The sequence below is a fragment of the Alkalimonas sp. NCh-2 genome, assembly GCF_039631345.1.
Lineage (GTDB): Bacteria > Pseudomonadota > Gammaproteobacteria > Enterobacterales > Alteromonadaceae > Alkalimonas > Alkalimonas mucilaginosa.
Map to the genome: position 1 here is coordinate 167,139 of NZ_JBDIUV010000007.1, position 22,382 is coordinate 189,520.

General features: G+C 50.6%; 17 protein-coding genes. 12 read left to right on the forward strand and 5 right to left on the reverse strand.

Annotation, left to right across the window (positions count from 1 at the left end):
- Positions 1 to 168 precede the first annotated feature (168 nt).
- Complete coding sequence (locus ABC502_RS16540) at positions 169 to 1,365, reverse strand: heparan-alpha-glucosaminide N-acetyltransferase domain-containing protein (RefSeq protein ID WP_345916685.1); 1,197 nt, start codon at positions 1,363 to 1,365, stop codon at positions 169 to 171.
- A 12-nt stretch (positions 1,366 to 1,377) separates the two neighbouring features.
- Positions 1,378 to 3,141 (reverse strand): glycoside hydrolase family 3 protein, encoded by a 1,764-nt coding sequence (locus tag ABC502_RS16545; RefSeq protein WP_345916686.1) that lies wholly within the window; start codon positions 3,139 to 3,141, stop codon positions 1,378 to 1,380.
- Between the two features lie 238 nt (positions 3,142 to 3,379).
- Between ABC502_RS16545 and ABC502_RS16550 the strand changes: the two genes are divergently transcribed.
- The 5 genes from ABC502_RS16550 (at position 3,380) to ABC502_RS16570 (ending at position 10,962) form a co-directional block, all read left to right on the forward strand.
- Complete coding sequence (locus tag ABC502_RS16550) at positions 3,380 to 4,987, forward strand: sodium:solute symporter (RefSeq protein ID WP_345916687.1); 1,608 nt, start codon at positions 3,380 to 3,382, stop codon at positions 4,985 to 4,987.
- 53 nt (positions 4,988 to 5,040) lie between these two features.
- Positions 5,041 to 5,970, forward strand: a complete 930-nt coding sequence (murQ, locus tag ABC502_RS16555) for an N-acetylmuramic acid 6-phosphate etherase (RefSeq protein WP_345916688.1) — start codon at positions 5,041 to 5,043, stop codon at positions 5,968 to 5,970.
- Positions 5,971 to 5,992: 22 nt separating this feature from the next.
- On the forward strand, positions 5,993 to 7,153 hold the full coding sequence (locus tag ABC502_RS16560; protein ID WP_345916752.1) for a DUF1343 domain-containing protein: 1,161 nt from the start codon (positions 5,993 to 5,995) through the stop codon (positions 7,151 to 7,153).
- 33 nt (positions 7,154 to 7,186) lie between these two features.
- Positions 7,187 to 10,003, forward strand: a complete 2,817-nt coding sequence (locus ABC502_RS16565) for an FAD-binding and (Fe-S)-binding domain-containing protein (RefSeq protein ID WP_345916689.1) — start codon at positions 7,187 to 7,189, stop codon at positions 10,001 to 10,003.
- A 101-nt stretch (positions 10,004 to 10,104) separates the two neighbouring features.
- On the forward strand, positions 10,105 to 10,962 hold the full coding sequence (locus ABC502_RS16570; protein WP_345916690.1) for a MurR/RpiR family transcriptional regulator: 858 nt from the start codon (positions 10,105 to 10,107) through the stop codon (positions 10,960 to 10,962).
- A gap of 41 nt (positions 10,963 to 11,003) precedes the next feature.
- Here the strand turns inward: ABC502_RS16570 and ABC502_RS16575 are convergent, their stop codons facing one another.
- Positions 11,004 to 11,900 (reverse strand): BadF/BadG/BcrA/BcrD ATPase family protein, encoded by an 897-nt coding sequence (locus tag ABC502_RS16575; RefSeq protein WP_345916691.1) that lies wholly within the window; start codon positions 11,898 to 11,900, stop codon positions 11,004 to 11,006.
- A 397-nt stretch (positions 11,901 to 12,297) separates the two neighbouring features.
- Here ABC502_RS16575 and ABC502_RS16580 point away from each other — a divergent pair, with 397 nt between their 5' ends.
- On the forward strand, positions 12,298 to 12,930 hold the full coding sequence (locus ABC502_RS16580) for an alternative oxidase (RefSeq protein ID WP_345916692.1): 633 nt from the start codon (positions 12,298 to 12,300) through the stop codon (positions 12,928 to 12,930).
- A 119-nt stretch (positions 12,931 to 13,049) separates the two neighbouring features.
- Positions 13,050 to 13,673 (forward strand): LysE family translocator, encoded by a 624-nt coding sequence (locus ABC502_RS16585; RefSeq protein WP_345916693.1) that lies wholly within the window; start codon positions 13,050 to 13,052, stop codon positions 13,671 to 13,673.
- A 34-nt stretch (positions 13,674 to 13,707) separates the two neighbouring features.
- On the opposite strand, the gene ABC502_RS16590 is transcribed toward ABC502_RS16585, so the two are convergent.
- Entirely contained in the window at positions 13,708 to 14,304 is a 597-nt protein-coding gene (locus ABC502_RS16590; protein ID WP_330088591.1) for a response regulator transcription factor, read from the reverse strand.
- Positions 14,301 to 15,380, reverse strand: a complete 1,080-nt coding sequence (locus ABC502_RS16595; protein ID WP_345916694.1) for a sensor histidine kinase — start codon at positions 15,378 to 15,380, stop codon at positions 14,301 to 14,303. The genes ABC502_RS16590 and ABC502_RS16595 overlap by 4 nt, the downstream gene beginning before the upstream one ends.
- A 183-nt stretch (positions 15,381 to 15,563) precedes the next feature.
- Between ABC502_RS16595 and ABC502_RS16600 the strand changes: the two genes are divergently transcribed.
- The 5 genes from ABC502_RS16600 to ABC502_RS16620 all read left to right on the forward strand — a co-directional run bounded on the left by ABC502_RS16600 (position 15,564) and on the right by ABC502_RS16620 (position 22,362).
- On the forward strand, positions 15,564 to 16,514 hold the full coding sequence (locus tag ABC502_RS16600) for an alpha/beta hydrolase (RefSeq protein WP_330088593.1): 951 nt from the start codon (positions 15,564 to 15,566) through the stop codon (positions 16,512 to 16,514).
- Positions 16,514 to 17,440, forward strand: coding sequence for an ABC transporter ATP-binding protein (locus ABC502_RS16605; protein WP_345916695.1), 927 nt, complete (start codon positions 16,514 to 16,516; stop codon positions 17,438 to 17,440). Before ABC502_RS16600 ends, ABC502_RS16605 begins: the two co-directional genes overlap by 1 nt.
- Complete coding sequence (locus ABC502_RS16610; RefSeq protein WP_345916696.1) at positions 17,437 to 18,180, forward strand: ABC transporter permease; 744 nt, start codon at positions 17,437 to 17,439, stop codon at positions 18,178 to 18,180. Before ABC502_RS16605 ends, ABC502_RS16610 begins: the two co-directional genes overlap by 4 nt.
- Positions 18,181 to 18,403: 223 nt before the next feature.
- Positions 18,404 to 20,701: a hypothetical protein gene (locus ABC502_RS16615; protein ID WP_345916697.1), complete on the forward strand. Its 2,298-nt coding sequence runs from the start codon at positions 18,404 to 18,406 to the stop codon at positions 20,699 to 20,701.
- Positions 20,702 to 20,718: 17 nt separating this feature from the next.
- Positions 20,719 to 22,362: a hypothetical protein gene (locus tag ABC502_RS16620; protein WP_345916698.1), complete on the forward strand. Its 1,644-nt coding sequence runs from the start codon at positions 20,719 to 20,721 to the stop codon at positions 22,360 to 22,362.
- The last annotated feature ends 20 nt before the right edge of the window (positions 22,363 to 22,382 follow it).

The window sequence follows — 22,382 nt, forward strand, 5'->3', positions numbered from 1 at the left end:
TTATGAATAATAGATTTTTATATAAACTGCAGTGAATGAATAATTGATTATTTTTCGGCCGTTGTCAAATGGCACGGCCAGTTTTTTAACCAGACTGACCGTCTAAGAGGGGGCTAAGAGGGCGAAAGCTGTCTGTTCTGTGGCTTCCTGTTTAGTAACATCAGTGACTTATACCTTCCAGAACCAGCCCTTTTTGTACATCCAGTGCATGACCAGATAGGACATGGCTAAAAAGAGCAGGGCATAAGCAAGCGAGCCATTGTAGCTGCCCAAAAGTGGCTGCAACAGATCACCATAGAGCAGGCTTTGCACGGAACGATCACCCAAGGGTACTAAGCCGAACAGGCGGGCCATCACACCGGCAAACATAAAAAAAGCAATGGCATTGGCACCAAAGACAACAAAAGGCGCCGTCCAGCGGCGGTAGTTATGCCGATCAATCAGCCAGAGACAAATCGCCAGTATGACCAACGCGAAACCTGTACTCAGCAGCACGTAGCTTGGGGTCCAGAGTGGTTTATTGATGGGGAGGATGGTACTGAGTAATTCCGCCAGTACTATCAGGATCAGACCAGAGCCTGCCAGTACCAAAATTTTCTGGTTTAAGGTGGCTTTACTGTGCAGATACTGTGCCGCTATGACGCCAGTCAGGCAACTGCTGATAGCCGGCAAGGTGCTGAGTAAGCCTTCCGGATCGGAAGCGAAGGGCTGGCTGTCGGTATAAAGATGCTTAGCGCCAAATACCAGGGTATCAAGCCAGGCAGCCAGGTTGTTGCCGGGTACTAGCTCGCCCTGGTAACGAACACCCTCCGCATCGCTGTAGGGTACCCACAACAGCAGCAGGCTGTATAGCAGGCAAAGTCCGATGGCCCAGCCGGGGTAATGACGTCTGGGACAACACAGTACGATCAGCAGGGTGGCAAAGTAAACGACTCCTAGCCGTTGCAAGACGCCTGGGATCCGCATTTCCAGCAAGCGGTCGGTCAGCCAGTTAAACGACGGGTCGCGGAAATTGTAGTAAAACAGTGCGAGAAACCAGCCCAGCAGAATCAGCTTGAGCATGCGCTTAGCGCCATGGCGTACCATGGCCGCTTTGTCCACCCCGCGAGCCTGCTGTGCTCCGACCGATAACAGGATCGATACCCCAACAATAAAGACGAAGAATGGAAAGATTAAATCCGTAGCTGTCCAGCCATGCCAATCTGCATGTTTCAGGGGCGCATAGATGGCTCCCCAACTGCCGGGATTATTCACCAGAATCATGGCCGTAATGGTCAGGCCCCGAAAGGTGTCGATGGCCAGTAATCGGTTAGCAGGCAGAGCAGACAAAATACTGTCGGCATAGTTGCTCAATCGTTGAAACATGCTGAAAGCCTCCTAATCCAGGCTGACTGGCAGCCTTCCTTCTGGCTGTGCCTGCCCGGTCAGAACGCGTGCCAATGCAGCAAAGGCCGGGCCTGTTATCCGTTGCTGGTTATCACTCTGCTCCAGGTGGGTGTTATAGCCGTATACGGCCAGCACTGTATCAGCATCTTTTGCCAGCGATGAAATATCGTAAGGTGTTCGCAGGCTCACAAAAATCACCTGTTGCCCGGCCGCTTTCGCTTGTGCGATCAACTGCGGCAACAACTGCTGCTGTTGCTGTGGATTTAAACGCTCACCTGATGTTGGTTGCTGATCGTACATGCCACCAAACTCCACCAGGCTGGCCGCTGGCACAATACTACCAACCAGCACTGCATCTGTATGCTGAAGTTGGCTGTTGAATGCAGCTGCATGGTAGTCATCCAGCGATAGGCAAGTGCTACGAAGGGATGGGCGCGCCTGGGTCAATTCATGGTGCAATGCCATGCAACCAGAACGTTCGGGCATCACTAAGAGCAGGTTGGTGATCTGCTCATCCAGTGGGATCTGGTCACCGCGTACCACAGTGATGGCTGCTTCTGCCAGTTGCTGCTCTATCAACCGATGCTCCGCATTACCAAGTAAAGTCTGTGCCCTGCTGATGCTTTGATCGATATCCGCGGAGAGCGCCTCTGTCAACTGATAGTGCTGTTTGTACTGGCGGATACGCTCGGCAGACTGGCGAATTTCAGTCGCGGAAAGCTCGCCACTGTGCACCGCAGCGACGACAGCGTCGATCAGCCGACTTAAACCGCTCAGCTCGTCAGGGTGGTGCAAGCGGATGGGCATCAGCGCAATATCAGCACCAGCCCGAAAGGTTTCGATCAGCGCTTGAGTGGGGCTGAAAAAGTGACTGATCCCTGCCATATCGAGCGCATCGGTGACAATCAGGCCTTGAAAACCCAGTTCGTTTCGGAGCAAGTCGGTCAGGATGGCCCGTGATAAGGTCGCCGGCCGGTATTGGCTGTTGCCCTGAGTGTCTGTCAGGGTGCTGTTATCCAGCGCTGGGAACTGAATATGGGCCGTCATGATCATGGCTGGATCACCATGAGCAATGCCATAACGAAATGGCAACAGCTCGACCGCATCAATACGGGCGCGTGGATGGCTTACTTTGGGTAAACCATGATGGCTATCAACATGGGTATCACCGTGACCAGGGAAATGCTTTAAGGTGGCCAGCACCCCTTGTTGCTGCATTGCTACTAGCTGGGCCAGTCCAAGTTCTGCCACCAACTGCGGATTTTCGCTGTAAGAGCGGACGTTGATCACCGGGTTAGCCGGGTTGTTGTTCACATCTACGGTGGGAGCAAAGTTCAGGTTGATGCCCAAGGCTTTTAATTCTGCCCCAAGCACCTTACCACTTTGCCTGGCAAAGTGGGTGCCATAGGCTGGGTAGGTCGCTCCTATGGCCATATTGCCGGTAAAGGCAGTGCTGTGCTCACGCGGCGTTCTGAAAACCCGGCCTCCTTCCTGGTCTATGCCGATAAAGAGCGGTTGTGCTGAGCTGCTTTGTTGTGCCGCTTGCTGCAGTTGCTGGTTGAGTTGAATAATCTGTTCAATGCTTTGCAGGTTTTCCCGGAACAGGATGACGCCACCAATGGCGTGTTCGCTGATAAGGCGATGGATGTCATCTGGCAAGCTTGTTACTGGTGTGCGGCAGTGATCTGCAGCGGTACCATCATCACAGAAGTAGCGGATGTCGATCATTAGCTTCTGTGCGATATCTGCACGCAATTGTGCTTCTGTGTAGGCTTTACTGCATGCTGTTAGCGACATCAATGCGAGCAGTATGCTTGCAGCGACGAGTTGTATAGGCAAACTCAGAAAGTTGGCTTGTTTCAAGGTTTCCTCCAGACGATACCGAAATGAATCACTACCTAGTCACTTGACTTGTGTAATCAATTATTCTTTAATGCGGTAAGAATATAGTATAAAAGATTACGTAAGTACACAGAACAAAGGCAAGGTGATCATGACATCTCAATTCGATTGGCCAGATTGGCTGGCTTTCTGCGTTTATATAGCACTGATGTCATTCACTGGCTGGTATTTTAGTCAGCGCACGTCGAATAATGCCAGAGATTACTTTCTTGCCGGAAACTCAATGCCCATCTGGATGGTGGCTGTCTCTGTACTGGCCACCTCGCAATCGGCTGCTACCTTTCTAGGGGGACCAGATCAAGGGTTCCGGGGGGATTTCAGTTACTTAATGACCAATATTGGAGCCTTTATTGCGGCTTATGTGGTCGCAGTTGCTTTAATTCCCCGTTTTTATCAGTACAAAGTAGGTACCGTGTACGAGTTGCTCGAACAACGTTTTGGTGCAAGCTCCAAATCACAAGCCAGTGTGCTGTACTTATTCGGGCGTGTGTTTGCCAGCGGTGCCCGCTTGTATATGGCGGGTATTGCAGTTTCAATGATTCTTTTCGCCGATATTGCGGCCGGTAGTGTGATTTTGTCCATCCTGTTACTGACCATGGCGGGCTTGGCCTATTCGTTTGTCGGGGGGATCCGCTCAGTGATTTACAGCGATGTGATTCAGTGCATCGTGTATGTTTCTGCTGCCCTGGCAGTGATAGTGTCATTATTGTATGCCATCCCAGCAGATTTCTCGCAAATTATGGATGCATTGGCGCATCCGCATGATCGTGAGTTATCAAAATTAACCCTGTTTGACTTTCGGCTGGACTTTACCTCCGCCGGGGTTTTTACCTTTTGGTCCGCACTGATTGGCTTTACCTTGCTCAATATTGCTGCATTCGGACTGGATCAGGACATTACTCAGCGGATGTTGTCGTGCAAAGATGCGAAAAGTGGTTCAAAAGCCTTGCTCTGGTCCATTGTGATGGTGATCCCGGTGATGCTGTTGTTTATTTTTATTGGCATGTTGCTGTACATCTTTTATCTGCGGCCGGATCTGATGTTAAGCGAAGGTGGGACTATGTCGGACAGCTTCTCCGGCGAAAAAATAACGGTCTTTATGTCTTATGTATTGCATGAAATGCCAAGTGGGGTGCGTGGCCTTGTCACTATTGGGGTGGTGGCTGCGGCTTTGTCAACCATCAACTCCGGGTTAAATGCGATGTCATCGGTGCTGGTGCAGGATCTTTACCGGCCCTGGTTAGAAAAGCAAAAGCAGGGCGGTTCGAAGGCTCAGCCTGCAGAAAAACATTATGTGTTCGCAGGGCAGGCCGGTATGACTCTGAGTGCCTTAGCTCTTTCAGGCATGGCCATTATCTGCTTTTACTGGCAAAAAAGCTCGGATATGCCATTGCTGGCTTTTGCGCTGAGCGTGATGGTATTTTCCTACAGTGGGTTATTGGGCGTGTATTTCACCGCATTATTTACCAATCGAGGCAGCAAAACCAGTGTCACCTGGGCCTTTATTGCCGGTTTTATGGTGCCTTTGGCATTGCAGCCATACACTTTGCAAGCATACCTGCCTGAGGGCTGGCGCTTTGATCTGGGATTCACCTGGCAATTATGCATTGGCACGCTCATCGCGTTCTTTATCTGCGTCGCTGCGAAGCCTTGCCGTGATCTGCAGCAACAATGGAAGCTGGCTGAACAAAGGATTTAAGCCGTTTGGCTATAAAGATTTTTATTGAAACATTTGAACGTAAGGTACGAGCAGTGAATGATCATATAGAGCTGGTGAATGAACTGGAGCAGTTAGTTTCAGAAAGCCGGAACCCGTACACCTTGGATTTGGATGAGCTGGGATCTTTGGCACTGCTGGAAACCATTAATGCGGAAGACCATCGTATTGCCCCAGCGATTAAAGCGGTCTTGCCGCAGATTGCAGAGGCAGTCGACCATATTGTGGATGCCTTCCAGCACGGTGGGCGTCTGGTCTATCTTGGTGCCGGAACCAGCGGACGTTTAGGTGTACTGGATGCCGTTGAGTGTCCGCCAACCTTTAGCGTGTCGCCCGAGCAGGTCATTGGCATTATTGCCGGTGGTGATGCGGCCATTCATAAAGCGGTGGAAGGAGCCGAGGATGATGGCAATCTTGGTATCGCAGATTTAAAGCGAATCAATTTCAGTGCCAAGGATGTTCTGGTCGGGATTGCGGCCAGTGGCCGTACTCCTTATGTGACCCATGCTTTGACGTATGCGCGTGAGCTGGGAGCGGCCACAGTCGCGCTAACCTGTAATCCGGGCTCTGCCGTCACCCGCTGTGCTGCGATCAGCATTTGTCCTGTGGTTGGCCCTGAAGTGCTGACGGGATCAACCCGGATGAAGTCGGGAACGGCCCAAAAAATGGTGCTGAATATGCTGACTACAGCCAGTATGGTCCGCTGTGGTAAGGTGTATCAAAACCTGATGGTGGATGTGAGTGCCAGCAATCAAAAACTCTATGCCAGGGCAGTAAGAATTGTGGCTGAAGCAACCGGCTGCACTTTGCAAGAGGCCAGTGAAGCGGTGCAAAAAACCGGTCATCAAACCAAACTGGCTATTTTACATCTTGTCACTGGGCTGGATATCCGCAGCGGGCAACAATTACTGGAGAAACATCATGGCCGGTTACGCAGTGCCATACTGGAGGTCAATCATGGTTAAAACGATCGCATCTTGTGTGGTGATGCTGCTGCTTGCAGCATGCAGTCCCGCGCCTTCGCAGCCAGATACGCACGAAGATAAACTGGTGCTCGGCGTTGAACAAGCGGATCGGTTTTTGCCGCTGTTGGCCGGTAAGCGCGTCGGATTGGTGGTGAACCAGACATCCATGCATCAACAACAGCATCTGGTGGATTACTTACTAAGCCAGCAGGTCAGGGTGCAGCGTATCTTTGCCCCAGAGCATGGCTTTCGGGGCGATCATGATGCCGGTGCTCATGTCGCCGCTGGTATAGATACCGCGACTGGCGTAGAGATTTACTCCATTTATGGCAGTTCAAGAAAGCCATCTGAGGCTGCAATGAGCGATTTGGATGTGGTGCTGTTCGATATTCAGGATGTTGGAGCCCGCTTTTATACCTACATCAGTTCTATGCACTATATGATGGAAGCGGCCAGTGAGCGGGGTATTCCTTTTATTGTACTAGACAGACCAAATCCAAATGGTGAATTTGTCGATGGGCCATTGCTTGACGAAAAGTTTCGCTCTTTTGTTGGCATGCATCGCATTCCACTGTTGCACGGTATGACGGTGGCTGAGCTGGCACAGATGATCCTGGGGGAAGGCTGGCTGGATACCAGTAGTCCACTGGAGCTGCACCTGGTACCCATGCTGAATTACCAACGAACCATGCGCTATGAGCTGCCGGTTCGGCCAAGCCCCAACTTGCCGAACCACCAATCCATTCGTGCTTATGCTTCCCTCTGCTTTTTTGAAGCGACTCCGGTCAGTGAAGGGCGTGGTACCGATTTTCCTTTTCAGGTCATTGGCCATCCAACACTGTATGTGTCGGACAGTGAGCCCCCTTTCTCGTTTACGCCTCGCTCCATTCCTGGTGCGGCAAGTCATCCTAAGTTTAAAGATCAAAGGGTTTACGGCCAGGACCTGCGGCAGACACCGGTTGAAGGATTGCAATTAAGTTACCTGATCCAGTGGCATCAGGTATTTGCGGAAGCAGGTGAGCCTTTTTTCACGGCGGCTGACTTTATGGATAAGCTGGCTGGCACGGATAGGCTACGGCTTGCTATTGAGCAAGGGCTATCTGAGGATGAAATCAAAGCAAGTTGGCAGGCTGATCTGACTGAATTTAAGCAAAACCGTGCGCCGTATTTGCTTTATCCTTAACAGTGAATCTGATTCTTTGATAAAGGCCAGGCCATGAGCAACCACCACCCTGCAGTTTTGCAGCAGAAGTACCGGGATTTTCAGCTTCTGCTCGAAGCCTTGAATGATGCCCCGGATGTGTTTGCCGACTTACCCCGGCGCATGGCATACAGTGGTGATGCCAGCTTTTATTATTTGCTGCCACAACTGGTGGTGCGGGCACATAACCTGCAGCAAGTGGTGGCCGTGTTGCAACGAGCCAGTGAGATGCAGATTGCTGTGACCTTTCGGGCTGCGGGGACCAGTTTGTCTGGCCAGGCCATTTCGGATTCGGTCCTGCTGTTACTGTCGGATCATTGGCAAGCTGCCAGAGTCATTGATGATGGCGCGAAAATCTGGCTGCAAGCTGGTGTGATTGGGGCTAAAGCCAATCAATTATTACAGCCCTATGGCCGGAAGATTGGGCCGGATCCGGCCTCCATCAACAGTTGTAAAGTGGGGGGCATCGCAGCCAATAATGCATCCGGCATGTGCTGTGGTGTGAAACACAACAGCTACCATACGGTACAGGATATGACGCTGGTGCTGGCCGATGGCACTGTGCTGGATACGTCCTGCCCAAAGAGTGTTGCTGATTTTCAGCTTCGCAACCGGGAGCTGTTGGATGCTTTGCAGGCGCTGGCAGCCGAAGTCAATGCCAATGAGGCGTTACAAAACCGGATACGCCATAAATACCGGCTAAAAAACACCACCGGTTATGGCCTCAATGCGCTGGTGGATTATACAGACCCGCTGGATATCCTGAAGCATCTGATGATTGGCTCCGAAGGGACACTGGGTTTTATTGCCGACATCACCTATCAAACGGTGCCGCAAGATCCTTACAGAGCCACGGGTTTTTTTGTATTCGATAGCTTGCAAGCCTGCTGTGAGAGTGTTTCCTTGCTTAGTAGTTGCCCGGTCGAGGCCGTTGAGTTACTGGATTTCAGAGCATTGCAAAGTGTGGCTGATAAACCTGGTATGCCGGATATTGCTTCGTTACCTGCTAACGCAGCGGCTTTATTGATTGAAGTAGCTGCTACCACCGAAGAGCTGCTGCAGCAGCATATCAAAGCGGTTAATAACGTATTGTCAGCTTATCGTCCAAGCCTGGTCGCAGAGGTTGTATTTAGCCGCGATGCCAGTCGCAATGCTGCCTTGTGGAATATTCGTAAAGGTACTTTTCCTGCGGTCGGTGCTGTGCGTGCCACCGGCACTACCGTGATTATTGAAGATGTTGCATTTCCGATAGAGCGCTTAGCGGAAGGTGTGGCAGCACTGCAGCGTCTCTTTAGCCGCTATGGCTATGATGAAGCCATTATTTTTGGGCATGCTCTGGAAGGCAATCTCCACTTTGTGTTTACCCAGGCCTTTGATACCGGGCAGCAGAAACAGCGCTATGCGGACTTTATGGCCGAGGTTAGCCAGATGGTGGCGGTAGATTTTCAGGGCTCTTTAAAAGCTGAACACGGCACTGGCCGTAATATGGCCCCTTTTGTGGCCCTGGAATGGGGCGATGATGCCTACCAGATTATGCGGCGTATTAAGCAGTTGTTTGATCCGCTTGGTATCTTAAACCCAGGTGTTATTCTTAATACGGATGCGAATGCGCACTTAGCCAACCTAAAAATGCTGCCGGCGGTTGATGGAATCATCGACAAATGCATTGAGTGCGGCTTTTGCGAAGCGGTATGCCCATCGCAGGAGTTCAGCCTGACGCCACGACAACGCATCGCGATGCAGCGTCAGATGCAAGCCTTAGCCGGCACCGAACTTACTGAGGCGCGTGCTGCGTATCAGCATGCTGGTATTGATAGCTGCGCGGCAACAGGCCTGTGCGCCAGTCGCTGCCCGGTGGGGATCAATACCGGTGACTATATCAAAACATTGCGGGCGGCCGCCAAACCTGTGCCGAAGGTCGCTGTCTGGGCTGCCAATCATTTTTCTGCCGCCAGTCAGTTGGCTCGTTTTGCATTGAATAGCGCAGGCGTTGCCCGCAATATGCTTGGTGTTGCAGCTGTGGGTGCTGCTTCCCGTAGCTTACGTCGTTTTGCGCCGGCTTTGCCTTATTACTATGGCGCTTGGCCAAGCGGTGCCAGCAAGGTGAAACTGCCTGCAGCAACGGCATCGCAATTAACACCTGTCCTTTACTTTCCAAGTTGTGCCAATCGGATTTTCTCTCCAGACAGGCAGGCAGCCGATCCGCGTGATATACCCACAGTGTTGTCCATTGTGCTGCAGCGCGCTGGTTTTCAGTTGCTGGTACCAGACAAACTGAATGACCTTTGCTGCGGCCAACCATGGGATAGCAAAGGCTGGCGCGAACTGGCCGAACGCAAGCGCAGCCAGACGATACAGCAGCTGCAGCAAGCTATGCCGGCTAAACCATTGATGGTGATCACCGATGCAGCCCCTTGTGCCTTGCAACTGCAAGCAGGTCAGCCGGATTTTGAGCTGTTTGAATTAGCCGAGTTTTTATACCAAAAGGCGTTACCGGCGCTGACTATAAACAAGCAAACCGAACCGGTAGTCTTGCATGTTACCTGCAGCACGCAGCGTCGTGGTAGTGCCGATCAGTTAGTGGCTTTAACCAAAGCCTGTGCTGAGCAGGTTGTGATTCCGGCAGATATCGACTGTTGTGGTTTTGCCGGCGATAAAGGCTTTACTCTGCCTGGGCTAAATGCTCATGCACTGCGCACACTGAAACAGCAAATTCCATCGGGTTGCCAGCGTGGCTACAGCAATAGCCGGACCTGTGAAATTGGCCTCACCGAGCACAGCGGCCTGCCTTATCAATCGATACTTTACTTGTTGGAAGAAGTGAGCCGTTAAACAGCAGCAGCTCCGCCAACAGGCACCAGGTACTGTAATGGATGAAAAATGATTTCTGATACTCTACAATGATTGCACTTTGTTATAAATGATGAAATATCATGTCTATTCTTCATAAGATCAATGTCTTGCGTGATTTATTCTCGCCAGGTGAGAAGTTGTTGGCAGACTTTATTCTTTCCAACCCGGATCAAATACGTTACATGTCTTCGCGTACTTTGGCTGAAACGGCTGGGGTCAGTCAGGCCAGCGTGGTGAAGTTTACGCAAAAGCTGGGCAATAAGGGTTATACCGATTTTAAATTTGCCTTAAACGACAGCCTGCACCAGACAACCGAAAAGCCATCGGTTCAATTGCATGGTCAGATTTCGCTCGACGATAACTTTGACGTGACGGCAGATAAGCTGGTCGCCAGTAAAGTGACGGTGTTGCACAATACCCGTGCCATTAATAGCCAGCAAACCTTTGAGCTGGCTTGTCAAAAGTTGCTGACGGCTAAACGCATCATGCTGTGTGGTATTGGCGCTTCGGCACTGGTCGCCCGGGATTTGACACTGAAACTGCAAAAGCTGGGGATGGCGGCGCTGACCGAAAGCGATACCCATGTGCAGCTGGCAAATGTGGCAAACTACAGCCAGGATGACTTGTTGTTTGTGATCAGTGAGTCAGGCGAAACGCCTGAAGTCATTGCTACAGCAAAACATGCCAGAGCCAATCAAGTGCAAATAATCAGCTTAACGGGCTATGGCAGTAACAGCATCAGTCGTTTGGCGGATGTATGCCTGCATACGGTGGCAGATGAAACGTCTGCGCGCTTGTCATCCATCCTGGCACGTACAGCGCAGGAGCTGGTGATTGATACCCTGTTTATTTTACTGACACAATCGTCGGATAAAGGCAGAAAAATGCTGGAAGCCTCGAATCAGGCGCTGCTCGATTATCGCGCTGCTGCCAGATAATACAACGCTGGGGGCATCTGTGCCTGGTTTATGCGCGCTTGCTAAGCCTGCCTGGCGAAGCCGACTCTGGCGTCAGAGCTGATGGGCACAAACAAATGCCTGGCCAGTAGACAGGCACCATCTAAGGCGTCCCCCAAAGCCGGTTGCAGTCGTTGCTGGATGTGGGCAGGCAATAATGGCGCTGTGAGAGCGGCCAGCCCACCGATCAGCATCAAAGGTAGTTTGGGATCCAGTGTTTGAATAATACGGACCACTGCTTGCAGGTGTTGTTGCACCAATGCTTGAGCCACAGGGCAGCGGGATTGCCATGGCCAAATAGCAGGCAGAAGAGCAGCGAAATCGGTGCTTTTTGCGGCGCGTAGCCAGGACAGTATGTCACTGCGTTCATACCCCACCTGCTCGCTGAGTAAACGCCCGGTAGCGGAGAGCTCTTGCCCGCTATCCATTTCCCACAGCATGGTATTGATGGCATGCAGGCCAAATCTGGCTCCACTGCCTTCGTCACCAACCAACAATCCCCAGCCACCAATCAGTGTTTCAATGCCTTGATTACTCAGTGTCATGGCGACTGAACCAGTGCCAAGAGCGACTACCGCAACCGGCTGTCCATGATTAGCACCCCAGGCTGATGTTTTCGCATCGCTGCAAATTTCTACCTGATAAAAGCTGGCTTGCAAGGCGTGTTGTGCGGCCAGGCAGAGGCTTTGCTCGCTGGAGCCCGCCAGACCACATAATAGGGAGATGTCGGACAATGCGATGCCTGCTTGTCTGGCAAGCTCGCTGCCTTGTTGCACAATGGTTTTGACGGCTGAATCTACACCCAGCGATAAGGAGGATGGGCCACCAAGGCACTGCCAGCTCTGGCCTGTGTCTGTATTTACTAACCTGGCGATAGTTTTGGTTCCGCCGCCATCGACACCTAAGATGTATGTTGTCATTGTTTCACCACTTTAGTCAGCTCAAATGTCTTGTCGTTATGAAATGGATTGCCAAGTTGCTAATCCATAAGAAGGCGCTTGCCTGCGGACAAAAACTGAAAGTTCATAGCTACTAAACTAACATGGATTGTGTTTTTTGCAATTCTTTATAATCTAAATTTTATTTTTGTTGGAATAATTGATTCTGACGTGGTGCATCTGATACTGCTGCTCTCTGGCAGTAATTTGCGATCTGGCAGCTCCTCTGAATTATGTCCTCTAGGGTATATAAGTAGCTATTATTAAAAAACTTTAAAAGATATTACGTTGTTTTTATCACCTTTTGTTGTGCTGTCCTCAGCCAGGGTTCAGGTACTTTTGCGATACTATGAAAACAGTTAGCAACAAGGAGGCGTGCATGCCTGAGGAAAACCATAACCCGTCGGATCCTTTAGCCAGTCACCATCGCCCGCAGAACTTGTCTGATCGGATTGCTTATCGACTCACTAAAATGCTGCGCTTTTGCGCAGATACTTTTTTTGCCAAACGCTATGGCCACCGTGCCGTTATTTTAGAAACAGTCGCCGGGGTACCTGGCATGGTTGCTGGTATGCTGCGGCATATGCGCAGCTTGCGCCGGATGGAGCATGATAACGGCTGGATCCGGGTGCTGTTGGATGAAGCTGAAAATGAACGCATGCATCTGATGACTTTTATTGAAATTGCCAAGCCGAACTGGTTCGAGCGTGCGCTGATTTTATTGGCGCAGGGGCTGTTTTTTACCGGTTTTTTAATTTTATACATTCTGTCGGCAAAAACAGCGCATCGTTTGGTCGGTTATTTTGAAGAAGAAGCCGTGTATAGCTACAGCTGTTATCTGGCAGAGATAGACAGCGGTGCAATCGACAATGGTGCTGCACCGCAGATCGCTATTGATTACTGGCAACTTCCGGCTGATGCCCGGCTGCGCGACGTTGTGATAGCGGTGCGTAAAGATGAAGCAGGGCATCGTGATGTGAACCATGATTTTGCCAATCAATTAGCGAAATAACCTTGTTATTTCATGCTGCCGGCGAGCTCTGCGCTCAGTTGACTAAAATCGCTGATTAAGCCTGTTGCTGCCTTGCGCACAAGTCGCCAGAATAGCGCTGTTCCGTTGCTGAGGTTGCTATGGTGAATCTGGCCCTGTTGGCTGTTTTTATTCCGACATTTTTGTTTGTCTCGGTGACACCGGGTATGTGCATGACTCTGGCGATGACTTTGGGCATGAGCCAGGGGGTGCGTCGTACTTGCTGGATGATGTGGGGTGAAATGCTGGGCGTAGCATTGGTCGCAATTCTGGCTGTCTGTGGGGTGGCTGCTATCATGCTTCAGTTCCCAGCAGTATTTCAATGGCTTAAAGTTGTTGGTGCTTGTTACCTGGCTTACATTGGTCTGCAAATGTGGCAAGCCAAAGGGAAACTGGCCTTACAGCATGCGGGGCTGGTACCTCAGTTAATACCCAGACGTACTTTGTTTAGCCAGGGGGTTATTACCGCAGTGGCTAACCCCAAGGGCTGGGCTTTTCATATGGCATTACTGCCGCCCTTTATTGATAGCCAATTTGCATTCTGGCCACAATTGCTAATCCTGGTGGTTATTATCCTGGTGTTGGAGTTCATGTCGATGTTGTTGTATGCCAGTGGGGGCAAAGCACTGGCACTTTTCTTTGGCAAAGCCAATCGTATTCAGTACTTAAACCGTATTGGTGCCAGCCTGATGTTTGGCGTGGCATTGTGGATGCTGTTGGGGTAATGGGTAGGTAGACGCTTTTTAATGGCCGGGGCTGCTACAACCAGCCCTTTTGCCGGGCAATACGCGCTGCATCAATACGGTTACTGGCATTGAGCTTACTGATGGCTTCCGACAAGTAGTTACGTGCTGTGCCTTCGGCAACATAGAGTGCACTGGCAATTTCGCTGCTGCTTTTGCCTTCTGCCGCCAGTCGCAGTGCCTGCCGCTCTTTCTCTGAAAGTGGGTCTTGTTCTCCCAGTGAGTTAAGCAGTAGTTCGCTATCGACCACCTTTTTGCCAGCCATCACCTGATGAATGGCCTGCACCAGTTGCTCTACCGGCGCGTCCTTTAATAAAAAACCACCAACACCTGTATCCATCGCACGTTTGACATAACCAGCCCTGCCAAAGGTGGTAATAATAATCACCTTAGTGGCGAGCTTGTGTTGCTGTACATGCCGAGCCAGCTCGATACCGGTTAAACCTGGCATTTCAATATCGCTGAGCAGCAAATCAAACGCTTGTTGTTTTAACAGGGCCAAGGCTGCTTTACCATCAGCTGCTTCTGTGACCTGATAACCAGCTTCCAGACGCAACAAGCTGGCAAGTGCGGTGCGGATCATGGCTTGATCTTCTGCTAAAAGAATATTCATGCGGTACTCTCATCACTATGGGGCAATTTGATACAGGCACAGACGCCTCCAGTCAGGGAGAAATTGAGTGAGCCGCCAAGTGCTGCCAATCGCTCGCGTAAACCGGTGATGCCGTTGCCTTCGTGTACTGCTGAGCAATGGCCATTATCGGTCAGACTGATCGTTAGCTGGTCAGCCTGCTGACTACATTGCAGTTGGCAGTAATCCCCACGGCTATGGCGGATCACATTAGTAACCAGTTCTGTCAGGGCAAGAATAACAGCGGTTTCCTGTCGGCGACTCAACTCCGGCAAATCGCCTGTAAGTTCTGCCTGAAAACCGGCGTCTCGTAACCGGCTAAGTAATTTACTTACTTCCGTGGTTAGCCCCTGATGTTTGTACCCCGAAACGCTTTGACGCACCTGGCTTAGAGCATCTCGAGCTATCTGGCTTAATTCAGTCAGTTGCTGTTGTGCCTCGTTTGTTTGTTTATGGCTCAGCAACTTTTCTGCCAGATCCGCTTTTAAAATGATACTGGATAAGGTGTGGCCAAGAATATCATGCAAGTCACGAGCAATACGTTCGCGTTCCACCATGGCTGCTAGTTGTTTAATTTCGTCTTCGCTTTGTTGTTTTGCCAGACGCTGTAGCACATGTGTCTGCTCCGTCCAACCGAGGAAACTTACCGCCATCACCACAGGAATGCCGAAATGCAAAAAGTAGGGCCAATGAAGGGTGAATACGAAGTTTAATACTATCAATAGGCTAACCAGCCCCGCTAAAGACAGTAAGTAACGGCGCAAGCGATTAGCGTAGCCGATGAAAAAACCAGCGAAAGAAAACATCGAAATTGAACCTGGGTTTATCGGTGTAATCATGGTAGCCACTAGTAAGATCCCTAAAATAGGCCAGTGCATTTCACTGCGGTGACAACGATAGGCCCAAAAATAACACAGCAAAAACAGCACCAGTGCAACGGCCATTGCCAGGTACTGCCATAGAGCAAACTTCACCGTAAATTGTGGAATAAGGTAAAAAATTAAGTTTACCAGATAGGCCCAACTCATCTTTTGAGGCAGTTTGTCGTTTGGCATCATGGATAACTCCGGCGGTTCGCTGGCTGTTAGTGTAATCACTCCCATTAGTGGAGTGCCAGTGACAAATGTCATAGGACGGCATGGCAATTGTCAGCCACTATTGGTGACATCCGTTACCTGTATAGGCTGCCATTGTCACTTAAGCTGACCTTACTGACATGAATCACAACTGAGGAAAGCACCATGAAACAGTTAAATACTTCCGTACGCCAGCTGGTATTGCTATTAGGCTTAACCGGTAGCTTGCTCAGCCTGCCTGCTGAAGCGGCGCTGTCTGCCGCGACGCCTGCTGTGCAGCAGCAACAAGCTTGTGCTTGCTTCGAGGTCACTGTTATAGGGCAGGGGCCTGCGGTGATTTTAATTCCGGGCCTGGCTTCTTCTGGTGAGGTTTGGCAAAGCACGGTTGAAGCATTAAAAAATAATTATCAGCTACATATTCTGACCTTAGCTGGCTTTGCCGGGGTAAAACCACTGCCTGCCGACGCTTGGGAAAAGGGGTATTTGCAAACGCAACAGCAAGCCATTTTGCAGTATATTGCCGGCCAACAACTGGAGAAGCCGGCGGTTATTGGCCATTCACTAGGTGGTTACCTCGCACTGGCGCTGGCAGCCAGAGCACCGGAGCAGATTGGCGCAGCCATTAACGTGGATGGTTTACCGGCACTAGGTGCTTTGTTTGCGCAGGCGGCAGCCAATAACACCAATGACAATACAGCCGACCTTGTATCCGAAAATCAGCCGGCAGCACCAGCGAGCTTTGACCCCATGGCCATGGCTCAAGGGATGGCCAATAACGAAAGCTGGCATCAGCGCATTGTCAACGACATGTCCCGCTCCGATGGTATGACGAGCGGCCGGGCTATGGGGGAATTAATGCAAGCTGACTTACGGCCAGAGCTTTCGGCTATCCGGGTACCGGTGCTAACACTTGGCGCCTTACAAAGTGGTGCTCCCTATACCACGCCAGAGCAGGTACAGGCTAACTATGAAGATCAACTGGCAAATGCGCCGACAGCGCTGCACCGCTTTGCTTTTGCCGCTGATTCGAAGCATTTCATTATGGCTGATGCGCCCTTGTGGCTGAATAAGCAAATCCAGCAATTTCTGATGGAGAATATGGCAGGAGGCCACTGATGGATGAGCAATCGCTGCCGCTGCAAGTCAGAAAGTTGAGTAAACGTTATGCCGCAAAAACGGTGTTGGTTGACGTCACAATGGAGCTGACAGCTGGTGAAATACTTTGCATTCTGGGGCCAAACGGTGCTGGCAAAACTACTCTTATTTCAACTGTTTTGGGGCTGATTAAGGTTGACTCTGGTGAGGTCAGCCTGTTTGGTCAGGTGCAAGAAGGCTTGGTACGAAGCCCTAAGCTACGTCAGAAGTTAGGCGTAATGATGCAAATTGGTAGCTTAAGCGCCAACTTAACGGTACTGGAACAGTGCGACTTGTTCAGCAGCTACTATGCAAATGGCTATAGCCCGACTGAACTGGTTCAACTGGCCGGGCTGGAAGAACACAGTTATCAACGCTTTGGCCGTTTATCCGGTGGCCAGAAACAACGTTTGTTGTTTGCGCTGGCTTTGGCTGGAAAACCGCAATTGCTGTTGCTGGATGAACCCACCCTGGGCATGGATGTTGAAGCCCGGCGCAATTTGTGGCAACAGATAAGGCAGTTGAAGCAGCAAGGGGTAGCCGTGGTACTGACCACGCATTATCTGGAGGAAGCCGAGCAACTGGCCGATCGTATTCTGGTGTTGCATCAGGGAGCGATCATTGCCAATGGCAGCCCGTTTGAACTGAAAGCCTTAATGCACTACAAAGTCATTCAATGCAGCAGCGCACTGGATGATACCACCTTAAGGGCGCTGCCCGCTGTGCTGACACTAAGCCGCGACAATAACACTATTACTTTGCATAGCAGTCATGCGGAACAAACCGTCAAAGCGTTACTGAATCAGGATAGTGCGGTCAGCCAGCTCGAGGTGCGTCAGGTTGCGCTGGAGCAAGCCTTTTTGCAACTCACTCAGAGCCCTGCCCATTATGAGGAGCAAGCCGGATGAATCACCGAATCAGCTATCAAAAAGAAGCCTGGTACGATCTGCTCAGTATCTTGCGTACTCCTGGCTTTGTGATACCGTCACTGGCATTTCCACTGATGTTTTATCTGTTTTTTGGTGTGGTATTGAGTTCGGGCGCAAACAGCGCTTATATGTTGGTGACCTATGGTTGTTTCGGCATTATGGGCCCGGCCATGTTTAATTTTGCCATGAATATTGCCAGCGACCGCGCCCATGGCTGGCTCACTTTGAAACGACTGTCCCCTATGCCGATTACCGCTTATTTGCTGGCGAAGCTTAGTACCTCCATGGTATTTTCGCTGCTGATTATTCTGCTGCTGTTTAGTATCGCTGCATTGTTCGGCGGCGTACGGTTGCTCAGCGGGCAATGGCTATTGATTGCGGTCATCTTAGTGCTGGGTACACTGCCGTTTGCCCTGATAGGGTTGATTCTTGGCTTAACATTAAGCGATAAAGCGGCTCCCGGCGTCGTCAACTTACTGTATTTACCAATGGCGTTTTTATCCGGCCTCTGGTTGCCCATTCATCTGTTACCAGCGATGTTACAGCAAGCCAGTTGGTTATGGCCCAGTTATCACTTATCGCAAATTGGCTTGAGCGTGATCGGCATGGGGCAAGGGCATGCACTCTGGTTGCATCTGTTGCTACTTCTTGTGACTAGCCTGGTACTTGGTGTGTTGGCTATAGCTTCCTTTAATCGCCTGTCCGGTGAAAAATCATGAAGCTGCTAGTCGCTGTACTGATTGCCTTATTGTTCGTGTTGTTTTTATATCTGCGGCCACCGTCAGTTCCAAAGCCGCTTCAGGACCCAGAGTTGAACACGATCAACAGCTTTGTGATAGGTGCGGCTCAGCTTTCTGCGGCCTTCCGCCATTGAGCATGGTGACCAGCAACGGTATCCTATACATTGACTCACACATGACACTTATTTTGCAAGGAGCTAAGTTGACCGTTTATCGTATCCTTTTCATTTTTTGTTGTGCTTTGGCCGTACAGGCTTGCTCTGATCGGCCCAAACACCTGACTTTCCAGCCTGAAGACGGAGAACAGCGCCGTTACCAGATGTTTAGCGAAACATACATTGAAGCCAGCAACTCTTTTGGTTCCAGCTCTGAGCGGATCTACAGCCATATGATCATGGATTACGATGTAACCGAGCAGGCTGCCAGTTTTGATGTATTGATGCGCCCACGTTTTATGATGGTGCGCTTTCGTAACGGTAATTTCAGCAGCCTGGATACACCTGATTACCGGCAAAAGAAAATATGGCCTTTCCTGGAGGCGGGTGTTAGCACCGTCATTGATAAAAAAAGCGGTGAAGTCACGGATTTCATTGTGCACCATGAAATTGAAGATGCCGATGATTCTGGCTTTGATCCCATCCGCCAACTGCTTCAGGATGAGCTGAGCCGGCCTGGCTACAGCAATGGTATAGCGTTAAAGCTTGGGGCTACCCAACAGATGCCGGCGGTTGAACTGTTGCCGGAGATTACTTTAACGGTGGAGTCGCTGGACGACCAACAGGTTGGCTTGTCGTTGCAGGGCGAGAACGATGAAGTCAAGTTGTATGGCGTTATTCAGCTAGAGCGAAGCACTGGTTGGCTGACACGTTCTGCTGTGGTCATGGATATGCCACTGCAGCATGAGTTTGCTGAAGGGCGTGTACGGGTCGTGGCTGCTGTGATGCCAGATGATTGGAAGTCAGGTTTCGATTTGGACTTTATCTATTCGGCGGATTATCAAATGCCAGCAGATATTGGGGCGTTGCCAGATGACTTGACTGCTTTGGATATGCCAAGCTCTGCTGAGGTGTTTCCGGGGCGTAGTGGCAGTATCCAGAGTAATGGCGACAAAATTACTCTGGAATACAATCATGGTGTTTTTGATATGTTCCAACTGGGTCATATTGAAGTGGATAATTTGCAGGCGCATGATCAGGCTGGTAATCCGATAGAGCTGGACTTGCATTCTGTTGGTGCCCTTAGTTTCGCGTTTTCAGAGACTAAAGCAGTACAAACCCACACGGATATTTATCCATTAGGCTGGCAGGATGTGGTGCCAAAGCTTGAACAGATCGCATTTATTGAAGCCCGATTACAGCGCTTTGCTGTGACCCACAACATCGTTCGCTTACCGGTGAAAGACTCGGAAACATCTGTCCAATTTGGTGAGGCCCGGGCGGTACTTACGCCAACTGAGCAGCCTGATGTCTATCACCTCAGGTTGGAACAGGCGAAAAATGTTTTTTTCAGTACTCGCATAACTGGCCCGGATAGCGGAAGTGTGGAACACATGAAAGCAGCCAATGTGCCTGATTGGCTGGAGGATGGGAACAGACGATTAATGGCGATAGTCACTAGCGGTTATTTCCCTCTTAGCCACACGCTGTATTTTGAAGGTGAGCGACCCAATGAATTACAGCTACTGGCTCATCGGATAGAGGATCAGTCACTGGAAGAAAAGCAGATCCGTTTTTACAATCCGGATGTTGCGCTAAGCACTGTTGAGCTGGAGCCCCTGACTAGTGTCTACCTGTTTCCAGAAGAGGATAATGTAACCGACTTCGCATCAACAGGACCCGTATTCGAGCTGAAGGAACTGCACGACCTTGCACCACAGGACTTTGAGCGTCCCCAGTTGTACATGGTATTGAGTCATGAGCAGGCCGCTTTGTGTTCCTTGGAGCAAACTGCAGACATCAAGGAAGCAGGGCGCCGGATCGTCTGGTTGCCACATGAACCACGTCAACGCTTTATGCGACGGGATTCGCAATTACCCCTGGAAGTGGTGTATCAACTAGCCACTGAAGACGGTGTGCGAAACTTCTTTTATGACCATACCGCCGTTGTACGTTTGCAATGCGCAGGGCAGCCCGAGTGGCAGCTGTTTGATCTTGACTTGGGGGAGCAAAATTGGCTGGTTCCGGTTTCAGCCCTGCTGGGGGAAAACTGGCAAGAAGCATTTGCCGACATGCAGCTGATTGAGCTACTTCGTCTGTTTCGTTTTTTGGATACTCAGCAGAAAGCGTTAAGCCTGGTACCACCACCGGGTTTTGCCAGTCAACCAGGAGTTAAGCTAGCAGATATTCGTTTGCTCGACTTTGTAACCGAAGAGGGCATGCTGCGTATTGCCGGGCGGGTAAATCGTGTTGAAAAGCTGGAAGCCTCTGGTGATCGCATCGTGCGCGAGTGGGTGCACCAATTTCCGGCCTTACCGTCGTCGCAGGTGGCCTACCAGGATTAATCTGAGGACTTTGAATTGTGAAAGGGATCGTTTTTACCATCGTTTTATTGTTGAGCAGTCCATTCGTTGCAGCCGGGTCTGTATGGTTGGATGGCCAGATGCGTCCGGTCGATGAATCTGAAGCCAGCTATGTGCTGGCAGAGATCAGTGAGCTGGCCGAAGGCTATCGGATGCGGGTTAATTATCTGTCTGGTGAGCTGCGTTATGAAACTTTTATTAATCACAAAGATGTTAGCCAGGCAACCCAGGTGGGTGACTATCGGCTGTATTTTAAATCAGGACAATTATTGCAAGAAGGCAGTCGCGATCAGCAAGGCCGGTATCAAGGCATAGTGAAAACCTACCATGAAAATGGCAAGCTGCACCGCAAGATCCCTTACCTTGATAACCTGGTGCATGGCATTTATACCATTTATTTTGAAGATGGCAGTTTACAGCGTAAGCAAGAAGTAAAGGATCACAAACGACATGGCCGAGATCTGAGTTATCACCCCAATGGTGAGCTGCGTGTCGAGGTGAACTATGTTGACGGCAATCGGGAGGGGGTGAGTCGGCTCTGGAATGAGGAAGGCGTGCTGATGCGGCAGCGCAACTACCGCAATGGCCAGGTGGATGGTGTGGTGGAAGAGTATTTTGATGATGGCCAGCTCAAGAGCCGGGGTGAGTACAAGCATCGCCAGCGAGTAGGTGAGCACGAACTCTGGTATGCCAATGGTCAGTTGCGCCGTTATCAGCTCTTTGATCAGGACGGCAAAGTGCAGATAGAGCGTACCTTCCGCCAGGATGGCAGCATGCAGCGTAACATGGAGCCGGTGCAGGCTGATTTTGGACCGGCAACGGTGACAGAAGAATACAATCAGTCCGGGCAGTTAACCAGACGCACGACCACCAGCGACGATAAGCAGTGGTATCGAAGTGAACGCTATACTAGTGACGGTGAGTTGACGGAGTGGCACCAGACCCTGAATCGTAAACGACATGGGCGTTCCTTTCTTGCTCAGCGGGGCAGAGGTTACACTGAAGCTTATTATATTGAAGGGCAGCGTCATGGTGATTACCGAGAGGTAAATGCGGACGGAGAGGTTCGGGTCAGTGGTACTTTTGACCATGGCAAACGCATTGGCAACTGGTATCAACATCTTGGCACAGACCAGTTTTATGAGTTCTACGATGCAGAGGGACGTTTGCATGGTGAGCGTAAGCAACTGGATGCGGATGATCAACTGTTGCTGCATGAGCACTACCATCACGGCAAGCGACATGGTGCTGTACTCGCCTATCGGGACGGTCAACTGGTCAGTGAAGGGCACTATGTCGATGGCAAACGGAATGGTTTCTGGAAGATCAGTGAAGGTTATCGTGACGTCTCAAGGTTGGAAGGCCGCTATGCAGCAGGTGTTCAAGTCGGGGAGTGGCGTCGCTACTCTGCTAATGGCTACCTTCTAGGGATCTCGCACTTTAACAACCAGGGACAGTTGCATGGGCGTGAGTTCCGGTTTGAAGAAAATGGCGCCTTGCTATCGGTGATCGACTATAAAGATGCGGTCAGGCATGGTGAGGAGTGGTGGTACTTTTTAGGATCCCCCATGATGTTGCGGCTATACCAGAATGGAGAGTTTGTGAAAGAAAAAATACTGGACGATCCGGATGAGTTCTACTAGCGCGTAGGGATCCTTCACTC